Consider the following 9440-nt stretch of genomic DNA (forward strand, 5'->3'; position numbering starts at 1 on the left):
CCGGGACACCGAGCAGTAGTCAGCCGCCGAGCCGCTCAAGCGCGGCACTGACCGCCGCACGCCGAGGATCACTGGCGGGCTGCTGCTCCAACAGCGCTTCAGCCTTGCGGTAGGCCTCAACGGCGCGATCGGGCTCCTGAAGGACGGTATAGGCATTTGCCAGCCGCATCCAACCATCCAGATCGTCCGGTTCATCCTCAAGACGCTCGGCCAGCCGCGAGACCATCGATCGGATGAACTCCGCGCGATCCGCGTCATTCATCTCCGACGCCGCCGCGACATCTGCGGCACTCGGGCCTGGTTGCGACGTCGGCCCGCTGGGTAGATTGACGACCGGAAGGTCAGCTGCCGCTGCAATCCGGTTGATCTGCGCTGCATAGGTCTCCATCCAGGGAACGTAAGCCTCTTCCTGATTCAGTCGTGAAACAAGCAGATCGTAGGCCTTACGCGTCTCTTCTTGCTGAAAGTAATACAGAGACTCGAAGTAGGTTGCCGCAGGATTGGATGGGTCAAGGTCCAAAGCGCGATCAATGGCCAATTTCGCCCGTGGAATAACAACGCCGTCATTGGCAACCGCGACAGCCTCTGCCAGCATGGAGAATGTCGCGGAGGTGGCATCCTCCCGTTCGGCAACGACTTCGAAGGCTTCGACGGCATCGGCTGCTCTGCCCATGCGCTGATAGGTCTGGCCCAACAGCATCCACCCTTCGCTAGGGCCGCCGGTCGGATCGGATACAAGCCTTTCGCGAAGTTGTATTGCCAGCGCCGTCACTTCATCAGTCTGTGCCCGCTCCTCTGCACGGGCAGCGAAGGCCATTGAAGGAACCTCCGGCGATCCCATCGTCAGATAGTAGCCCGCGGCAATAACCGGCGCGAGGACCGCCGCGACAACGAGAGTGACTCTGCCACCATTACGGGATGATCCGGCTTTTTCTTCCGAATTGCGGGTCGTCGCGAGGATCCGTTTCTTGATCTCGAGTCTGGCCGCTTGAGCTTCCTGTTCAGAAATCAAACCGCGGTCCATGTCTCGTTGGATTTCCCGCATCTGATCGGCGAGGATCGCCGGTACCGCATCCCCTCTGGTGAGAGTGTTCGATTTGGACAGCAGCAGCGGGTAGAGGACAATTCCGATTGCGACCAGCGTCAAAAGAACGAAAATACCCCAGATCATGACGCATCCCCCGCTTCGTTTTGCCTGAGAATTTCGGACACGGTGTTCTCATCCTCCGAGCCCAAGTCTTCAAATGCCTCTTGCTTTCGCCGACTCATCAGTAGCCCGCCACCAACGAAAACCCCGATCAGAACGAAAGCGATCGGAGCGAACCAAAGCGCGTAGGTCGCAGGCTCCAGAGGCGGTTTCAGCAGCACGTAATCCCCGTACCGCGCCCGTATGTATTCGATCACCTCCGCGTCGCTGTCTCCAACGACCAGGCGCTCGCGTACGAGCAGACGCAAGTCCCGCGCCACACCCGCGTTCGAACTGTCGATGTCCTGGTTCTGACAGACGACGCATCGTAGATCCTTGGAAATCTCCCGCGCACGCTGTTCCAATACCGGGTCGGTCAGCATTTCGTCTGGTTCGACCGCATTGGCGGCAAAGGGAAAGAGCCCGATGCAAAACGCGAAAATCAACTGTCTCATGATGCTGCTCCCTTTGGCAGTGCGCCTGCCTGCTTCAGGGCTTGCGTGAACCGTTCGACGGCGTCCGGACCCACGACCGGCCCGACATAGCGAAACAGAACAGTACCATCGCCATCGACGATGAAGGTTTCCGGCACGCCTGAAAGGCCCCATTCGATCCCTGTCCGGCCTGAAAGGTCGGACCCGATCCGTTCGTAGGGATTGCCGAGGTCATTGAGCCACTTCACGGCATCTTCTGGTTTGTCTTTGTAGTTGATGCCGAACAACCGCATGCCCTCGCGTTCGACAAAGCGTGTCAACACGGCATGTTCCGCGCGGCAGGGCACGCACCAGGACGCAAAGACATTGACCACGACCGGTCGTTCGTTGCCTACAAGATCGCTTCGGGCCAGGCCGTGTGTCTCCAACCCCGGCACGGGATCGAGGTCGAACGCCGGGGCCGGTTGCGAGATCAGGACGGAAGGGATCTCGTTGGGATCCCGGTCGGGATTGAGCCCCCAGAGAAAAAAACCCCCGAATATGACCGCCGCAATAAACGGCAGCCCGGCAATGAGACGTTTCATCTTCTCTCCTACTCGGCAGGAACAGCATCGCTGGCTGGCTGTTTGGCGCGGCGCGGCGCCCCGACCCTCAAACGGCGATCCGACAAGGACAAACAGCCACCGATCACCAGCAGGATCGAGCCGATCCAGATCAGGTTGACGAGCGGTTCATAGAGGATCCGAAGGGTCCATGCTCCGGCGTTGTTCACTTGATCGGAGGCTGGCGTTGCAATCGACGTATAGAGATCACCCGCCAATGTAGAGCGGATGGCCGACTCCGTCGTCTGGCTTTCCGCGACCGGGTAATACCGGCGTTCTGGGAAAAGCGTCGTGACCAGCTCGCCATCCCGACGGACCACAAGGGTGCCGCGATCCGCGATGTAGTTCGGCCCTTGAACCTGTGTGGCCCCTTCGAAGGTGATGTCGAACCCCGCGATCGTGACTTCGGTCCCGGGGGCGGCAAAGACGATCTCCTCACTCTTCCATCCGGTCGAGCCGATCATCCCCATCATCAACACAGCGACGCCGGCATGGGCGAGTGTCATACCGTGAGAGGCGCGTGGCAGATTGCGCGCGCGTCTCGCGCTCTCTGCAAGGGGAACCTCGAACAGGCGGATGCGTAGCGCCCATTCCCGTAGGGTTGCAAAAAGCAGCCACGCTGCGCCAAGGATGGCAAGATAGGCCATGATCGGCCCACCGTTCAGAAGATACCATGCGGCCAAAGCTGCGATGAACGCCAGAACGACCACGAACCGAATGCGATCGAGCAACCCGGCGATATCAGCCCGCTTCCACGACAGGAATGGACCAAGACCCATGAACACGACCAGCGCCAGCATCATCGGAATGAAAGCCGCATTGAAGAAAGGTGGACCCACCGAGATCTTGTCCCCCGTGATAGCCTCGAGGATCAGCGGATAAAGCGTCCCGAACAGGACCGTTCCCGTAGCGGCGGCCAGAATGAGGTTGTTCACGAGCAGCCCGGCCTCGCGGCTGATCGGGCGAAACAGACCACCCGGCTCCATTTCGGGCGCCCGCCAGGCGTAGAGCGCCAGCGACCCACCGATGGACACGGCCAGCAGACCCAGAATGTAAAGCCCGCGCTCTGGATCGACGGCGAAGGCATGCACGGATGTAAGCAGGCCTGACCGGACGATGAACGTCCCGAGCAGCGAAAGCGAGAAAGTCAGGATGGCAAGTAGGATGGTCCAGCTTTTGAACGCGTCGCGCTTTTCGGTGACGATGGCGGAATGCAGCAGCGCCGTGCCCAGAAGCCAGGGCATGAAGCTCACGTTCTCGACCGGGTCCCAGAACCACCAGCCGCCCCAGCCCAGTTCATAATAGGCCCACCACGATCCAAGAGCGATACCTGCCGTAAGGCTGACCCACGCGGCCAATGTCCACGGGCGGACCCATCTGGCCCAGGCCGGATCGACGCGCCCTTCCAGAAGAGCCGCAACGGCAAAGGAAAACACGATGGAGAAGCCGACATACCCGAAATACAAGAGCGGCGGGTGCATGGCGAGACCCATGTCCTGAAGCAACGGGTTGAGGTCATTGCCGTCGAGCGGCGGCGGAAACACCCGCTCGAAGGGGTTCGACGTCAGCAGCAGGAAGGACAGGAAGCCGACGCTGATCCACGCCTGCACCGACAAGGTGCGCGCCTTGGTCTCGGCGGGGATGTTCGATCCGAACCAGGCGACGCCCGCGCCGAACACCGCGAGTATCAGGATCCAGAGCAGCAGCGAACCCTCATGGCTGCCCCAGGTCCCGGCCACCTTGTAGAGCATTGGCTTGAGCGAATGGGAGTTCTCGACGACGTTCCTGACGGTAAAATCGCTGACGATGAAAGCCTGCATCAGCGCTGCGAAGGCGATGGCCACAAACAGCACTTGTCCTATTGCCGTCGCCTGGGCGGATTTCATCCAGACGGCATTTCTACGCGACGCACCTGCAATCGGTAGAACACTCTGAACAAGCGCAAGCGCCAGTGCGAGGGCCAGTGCGAAGTGACCAATTTCCGGGACCATGGCGTTCTTTCCTATTCAGCGTCGGTGGGCGTCGCGTCGGACGGCTTTGGCGTCCGCGGCGGGGTCTATTCGTCGAGCGTTGCTTTGCGGCGACGGAACTCTTCTTCGTCGATTTCCCCATTTGCAAAGCGGCGCCTGAGCGCTTCCTGCGCGTCCGAGTCCGGGGGACGGGTGCCATTGTCCCGCAGCCTGAACACCAGAAACACCACCAATGCGATCAGCGCACCCCAGAAGGCGAGCATCATGAAGCCGCCCATAAAGCCATAGCCACTGCCCCACATGTGCCCCGTCCAGGAGCCTGGTCCATCAGCCTGCGCCATGCTGGCGGGCAAGCTGGCCAGCAACGGCAGGATCAACGCGTTCAGTTTCATCTGTTTCTCCTTCGATCAGTTCGGTTTCATCCAACGGGATGGTGACAACAGCGCGCAAACCCGCGCTGTTCTGATTGACCAGCTGGATATCGCCGCCATGGGATTGGACGATTGTCCTCGCGATTGAGAGCCCAAGCCCATAACCGCCCGTTTCCAGAGACCTCGATTGCTCGAGGCGATAGAACGGATCGAAGACCTTTTCCAACTGGTCGACGGGAATGCCGGGCCCATTGTCATCGATGTTGAGTACGAGGTTCGAACCGTGGGTCGCCCAGCTGACTTTTGCGGCACCACCGTAGCGAACGGCGTTCTCAAGCAAGTTCCTCAGTGCCCTTCGGAACGCGTTGGGTCGAAGCCGCACGGCAACACCATCACTCGGGGCAAAGGTGCAGTGTGCCGCCATATCGCTGCACAAGCTGTCCAGAAAATTGCGCAGATCGACCACTTCGGCACCTTCGGATCCGGTAAGGCCGCGTGCAAAGGTGAGCGTCGCTTCGACCATACTCTGCATCTCTTCGACCGATGCGATGAGGCTGTCCCGCGTCTCTTCTTCGTCAACCAGCTCCGCGCGGACACGCATGGCAGTCAACGGCGAGCGTAAATCGTGGCCAAGGGCTGCGAGCATACGTGTACGATCACTGACAAACCGGGTCAGCCGTCGTTGCATGCGGTTGAATGCGACGGTCAGATCTCTGACCTCGGTCGGCCCTGTGACCGCCAATTCGCCCACATCTTCGCCCCGGCCAAGATGGTCCGCGGCCTTCGACAGGTGCCGCAAAGGACGCGTCAGGCGCGTCATTACAAACCAGAAGATCGCCACCAGAAGCAGTCCGGCGGAAATCCCGAAGGTCAGCATCGAATAGAAAGGCCATTGGATCGGCGGTCGCTCGAACCGCGTTCCGACATTCAGCCAACGCGCTCCCTTGATGGCGATGGACAGGTTCATTTCAACCGCTGTCAACTCTCCGCGCATCATCGCGAGATGCATTTCTGTCATCTCGTCCGAGAGATTGGGAAGAGGCCGCAACTCGCCCTCGACCTCGTGCAATTCAACGCGAATATCCCGGCTGTAGCTGTCATCCATCAGGGCGCGTATGCGCGCTTCCACGATGCCGCCGTCCGAATGACCGGTGTGATCCACGATCGGAGCGTCCGACAGATCGAACCGGATCAGAGGCGAATTTGCCGCGCGAAGGATCGAGTCCTGCAGATCCAGCGGGGCCTCTTCGATCAACCGCGCGACATTCGCTGCGCGACCCGCGGCCTCGAATCCTAAAGCTGCACGGATCGCAAGGCTGCGCTCGTCGGCGAACAGGAACAGGCTGATCACCTGGGCCACGACAAGTGCCGCGACCACAAGCAGGATCAATTGGCCGCTCAGAGATCTCATCGCACGGCGCATCACGGCGCATCCTCGACATCGGCAGCCAGACAGTATCCGCCGTTCCGCACCGTTTTGATGACACTGGGCCTAAGTACATCCGGCTCGATTTTGCGGCGGAGACGGCTGATCTGATTGTCGATGGTGCGATCCATCGGGCCTGCCGTCCGACCAGCGGTCAGGTCAAGCAACTGGTCACGGCTGAGCACCATCCTCGCGCGTTCCAGCAGGACCGCCAGCAATTTGAACTCGGAGGTCGTCAATGGGGTCTCGGTGGTGGACTCGTCAATCAGCACCTGCCGGTCGGTATCCAGTATCCAGTGCGCAAAAGAGACTTTCCTCCCAGCGAGGCTTCCGGCCACAGGTTCGTCGCGGTTGCTTCTCCGAAGAACCGACTTGATGCGGGCGAGCAGTTCTCGTGGATTGAACGGCTTGGCGAGATAATCGTCCGCACCGATTTCCAGACCCACGATCCGATCCGTTTCCTCACCAAGCGCCGTCAGCATGATGATCGGAAGATCACCCTCTGGCGCAAGTCTGCGGCAAACCGACAAACCGTCCTCGCCCGGCATCATGACATCGAGCACGAGGAGGTCGAAGTGACCAGTGGCCAGCTTGGCATCCATCTCCACGGCATCCCTGGCGACGGTCGTGCGCATTCCGTTCTTCTCCAGGAAGCGCGCGACGCTTTCGCGTATCTGAGCGTGGTCGTCCACGATAAGGATATGAGGTGGCGGTCCCATGGCGTCCTTCCTAGATCATCGTTGCATTCTGTTTCATGGGCAGAATTGTAGCCGTTTGTATCAGGTCAGTCCCTTGCTACAGATGGATACAAATCTGTGCCTGCACCGTGTCGTGCTCCCGGGTAGCGTCGCGCGTATGTTATGTGACCTTTGGGATCGCAACCGATCAAAGGATGAGGTTTTCGAATATGGCTCTTGATTTGAACCGGCGCCGTTTCGTTCTGGGTGCTCATATGACGGTGCTGACCGTCGCGGCGTCACCGCTGTTGGCGCAGAGCCGATCTGTCTGGTCGGCAGAGAATGCCTTTGACGCGCTTCTATCGGATACGGCGCGGATCATCGATGTCAGAACGCACAAAGAGTGGCAAGAAACCGGCGTAGGTGCTGGTGTATGGCCGATAAGCATGCACGCGTCCGGTTTTCCGGACCGATTGTTCAGGGCCAAGGAACTGAGCGGTGATCGCACTGTTGGACTGATCTGCGCCACTGGCGGACGCTCCGCATCGCTGCTTCGAGCGTTGAGACAAGCTGGTTATTCGGGCTACGCCGATATCTCGGAAGGGATGTTGGGATCAGGCGAAGGGCCTGGCTGGATCGCATCGAACTTGCCGACCGTTCCGGTGGATGTCGCCCTGAACGGGTTGCCCCCCGCGTTGGCCTGACCAGTGAAGAATCAATTGGTCCCGTTGTGCTAAAAGCCTGATGTATGGTCAAATTGACCTGTTTGAACAGGAAGACGGGTTTGGGTGTATGACCGAGTTGATGGCTATGTTTGTCGGAATATGCGCGGCGATCGTGATGGGAATTGTCCATCATTATGCGTTGTCGGGCATTCTGAAGTTTTCCCCGCAGCGGTCGGATGGCTCCGGCTTTCGGATCATCCTGACGTTTTCCACGTTGCTGTTGCTGCATGTCTTGGAACTTGTGACGCTCGCCGTGTTCAACACGATGGTGGTGGCAAGCGTTCTGCCGCAATCGTTCAGCAACAGCCCTCCGATGTTTCAGGATGTTCTCTATGTTACGGGCATCTCGTTCTCGACCCTTGGCTATTCGTCCATAGAGGTGGTCGGGCCCTTTCGACTATTGCTGATGCTGCAATCGCTTTTGGGCTTCATGTTGCTGACCTGGTCAGCGACGTTTCTTTACTCAGCCTGCCAGCAAGTCTGGCAGAAGGCGAAAGATGACTGAAAATCGCCACGCGCGTCGGACATGAGCTTGGCGTCAGCGTCAAATACGTCCTGATATCGGTCCTTTGACCTCACCGTGGAACGGTTGAGTGAGCGCTGCGTTGCGCGCGTGGATGAATAGCCCTTGACCTTCCAGTTGCTGGAATCCCTAGGTACAAAGCCATGGCACAGATTTTCGAAAAGACAGGCGATCACGTATCGCACCATCGACACGGGGATATCTTGAAATCTCCCGTATGGGTTGGCGTGTTGCTTGTCGTTCTCACATTGCCGGCTCACCTTTTTTTGGATGAGCAAAGCTCGATAGCTCTTGCTTCGATCACGCTTGCTTTGATTGGCGGTGCCTATATCGGCTTTGGCGCTGCGGACGGCAGAGCGCGCGTGTTCTGGGCAGAGCTCGCGGTCGCCCTTTTGTTCGGCTTAGCAGCGTTCCTGGGGCTGATATGGCAGTGGGCCTTCCTCCCCTTGGGCTTGGCCCTTCACGCCCTTTGGGACATGTCACACCACAATTCTTATCGTCTCGCCCGGATTCCGAACTGGTATATTCCATTCTGCGTGGCCTTTGACCTTTTGGCAGCGACGTTCTTCGTTCTGCTCTATGCCGTGTTTTGATCCATGATGATGCGCATCCTTCTTATGGCGGTGTTCCTGATGGGAGTCGTCGCATTGGCCTTCCCGGACGTCCTTGGCGTTGACATTCGCCTGCCGGATCGCGCGGAAATTGACCGCTGGATCGAGGCGGCAGGTCTTGCCGGACCAATTGTCATCGTGGCGCTCATGACAATCGCTATTGTCGCAAGCCCCCTGCCCTCGGCGCCAATCGCACTCGCCGCCGGAGCGGCTTATGGACACACGTACGGGACGCTCTTCGTCGTTCTAGGTGCGGAACTCGGTGCGCTTGCCGCCTTTGGTCTGGCCCGCGGCTTGGGTCGTCCCTTCGTTGAGCGTCATCTCGGTCAGAAGATTAACGCAGGCCTGTTCGGGTCCCAGAACACTCTGACCTTCCTGGTCTTCGGCAGTCGCCTGCTGCCGTTTCTGTCCTTCGATATGATCAGTTACGCCGCAGGTCTGAGCAAGCTGCATCTTTGGAGGTTCGCGCTGGCCACGATGGCCGGGATTATTCCAGCGAGTTTCTTGCTCGCTCACATGGGCAGCCAGGCGATGAACGGCGATGCCCGCACTGCCACATGGACCGCACTTGCGCTGGGTGGCTTTACCGGCCTGTCGGTTCTCTTCGCCGCGACGCGAAAGACCGGTACGAAACGGAAGGAGAGCTGATATGGCCAGTCATTCCCACGCCGGGCATATGCCGAGTTCCGGCAAGGCCCTTGTGATTTCGGCCTGGCTCACCGGCGTCTACTTCGTGATTGAACTGGCCGTCGGGCTCTGGACTGGCTCGATTGCCGTCCTGTCGGATGCGTTTCACACCCTGTCGGCGGTTGGCGGCGTTCTGGCGCCCATCGTGCGCTTTGCCCGCACAGTGAACCGGGACTACGAAGCCGTCAAAAACGCCATCGAGATGCCCTGGAGCAACGGCCAAGCAGA

The 9440-nt window shown here is 59.4% G+C and carries 11 protein-coding genes and 1 pseudogene; 5 read left to right on the top strand and 7 right to left on the bottom strand.

Going from position 1 to position 9440, the window contains the following annotated elements; all coding sequences use genetic code 11:
* Positions 1-19 precede the first annotated feature (19 nt).
* From ccmI to MUY21_RS15060, 7 genes are all read right to left on the bottom strand, one after another.
* Entirely contained in the window at positions 20-1171 is a 1152-nt protein-coding gene (ccmI, locus tag MUY21_RS15030) for a c-type cytochrome biogenesis protein CcmI (RefSeq protein WP_248411117.1), read from the bottom strand.
* Complete coding sequence (locus MUY21_RS15035; RefSeq protein WP_008327281.1) at positions 1168-1641, bottom strand: cytochrome c-type biogenesis protein; 474 nt, start codon at positions 1639-1641, stop codon at positions 1168-1170. The genes ccmI and MUY21_RS15035 overlap by 4 nt, the downstream gene beginning before the upstream one ends.
* On the bottom strand, positions 1638-2204 hold the full coding sequence (locus tag MUY21_RS15040) for a DsbE family thiol:disulfide interchange protein (protein ID WP_248411118.1): 567 nt from the start codon (positions 2202-2204) through the stop codon (positions 1638-1640). Before MUY21_RS15040 ends, MUY21_RS15035 begins: the two co-directional genes overlap by 4 nt.
* Before the next feature lie 8 nt (positions 2205-2212).
* Entirely contained in the window at positions 2213-4213 is a 2001-nt protein-coding gene (locus tag MUY21_RS15045; RefSeq protein WP_040884124.1) for a heme lyase CcmF/NrfE family subunit, read from the bottom strand.
* Between the two features lie 65 nt (positions 4214-4278).
* Positions 4279-4584, bottom strand: coding sequence for an SHOCT domain-containing protein (locus MUY21_RS15050; RefSeq protein ID WP_222481198.1), 306 nt, complete (start codon positions 4582-4584; stop codon positions 4279-4281).
* Complete coding sequence (locus MUY21_RS15055) at positions 4520-5986, bottom strand: ATP-binding protein (protein WP_248411119.1); 1467 nt, start codon at positions 5984-5986, stop codon at positions 4520-4522. Before MUY21_RS15055 ends, MUY21_RS15050 begins: the two co-directional genes overlap by 65 nt.
* Positions 5986-6708 (bottom strand): response regulator, encoded by a 723-nt coding sequence (locus tag MUY21_RS15060; RefSeq protein WP_007803380.1) that lies wholly within the window; start codon positions 6706-6708, stop codon positions 5986-5988. Before MUY21_RS15060 ends, MUY21_RS15055 begins: the two co-directional genes overlap by 1 nt.
* 188 nt (positions 6709-6896) lie before the next feature.
* On the opposite strand from MUY21_RS15060, the gene MUY21_RS15065 reads away from it, so the two are divergent.
* From MUY21_RS15065 to MUY21_RS15085, 5 genes and pseudogenes are all read left to right on the top strand, one after another.
* Positions 6897-7370: a rhodanese-like domain-containing protein gene (locus MUY21_RS15065; RefSeq protein ID WP_008327269.1), complete on the top strand. Its 474-nt coding sequence runs from the start codon at positions 6897-6899 to the stop codon at positions 7368-7370.
* Positions 7371-7410: 40 nt separating this feature from the next.
* Complete coding sequence (locus MUY21_RS15070) at positions 7411-7896, top strand: ion channel (RefSeq protein ID WP_008327268.1); 486 nt, start codon at positions 7411-7413, stop codon at positions 7894-7896.
* A gap of 161 nt (positions 7897-8057) precedes the next feature.
* Positions 8058-8507 (top strand): DUF6010 family protein, encoded by a 450-nt coding sequence (locus MUY21_RS15075; RefSeq protein ID WP_008327267.1) that lies wholly within the window; start codon positions 8058-8060, stop codon positions 8505-8507.
* A 3-nt stretch (positions 8508-8510) separates the two neighbouring features.
* The gene (locus MUY21_RS15080; RefSeq protein ID WP_008327266.1) at positions 8511-9173 is read left to right on the top strand and encodes a VTT domain-containing protein; all 663 of its coding nucleotides are present in this window, start codon (positions 8511-8513) and stop codon (positions 9171-9173) included.
* A 1-nt stretch (position 9174) separates the two neighbouring features.
* Positions 9175-9348: pseudogene (locus MUY21_RS15085) on the top strand (cation transporter); the annotation flags it as partial.
* Between the last annotated feature and the right edge of the window lie 92 nt (positions 9349-9440).

Source organism: Aliiroseovarius sp. S2029, from assembly GCF_023195575.1.
Lineage (GTDB): Bacteria > Pseudomonadota > Alphaproteobacteria > Rhodobacterales > Rhodobacteraceae > Aliiroseovarius > Aliiroseovarius zhejiangensis.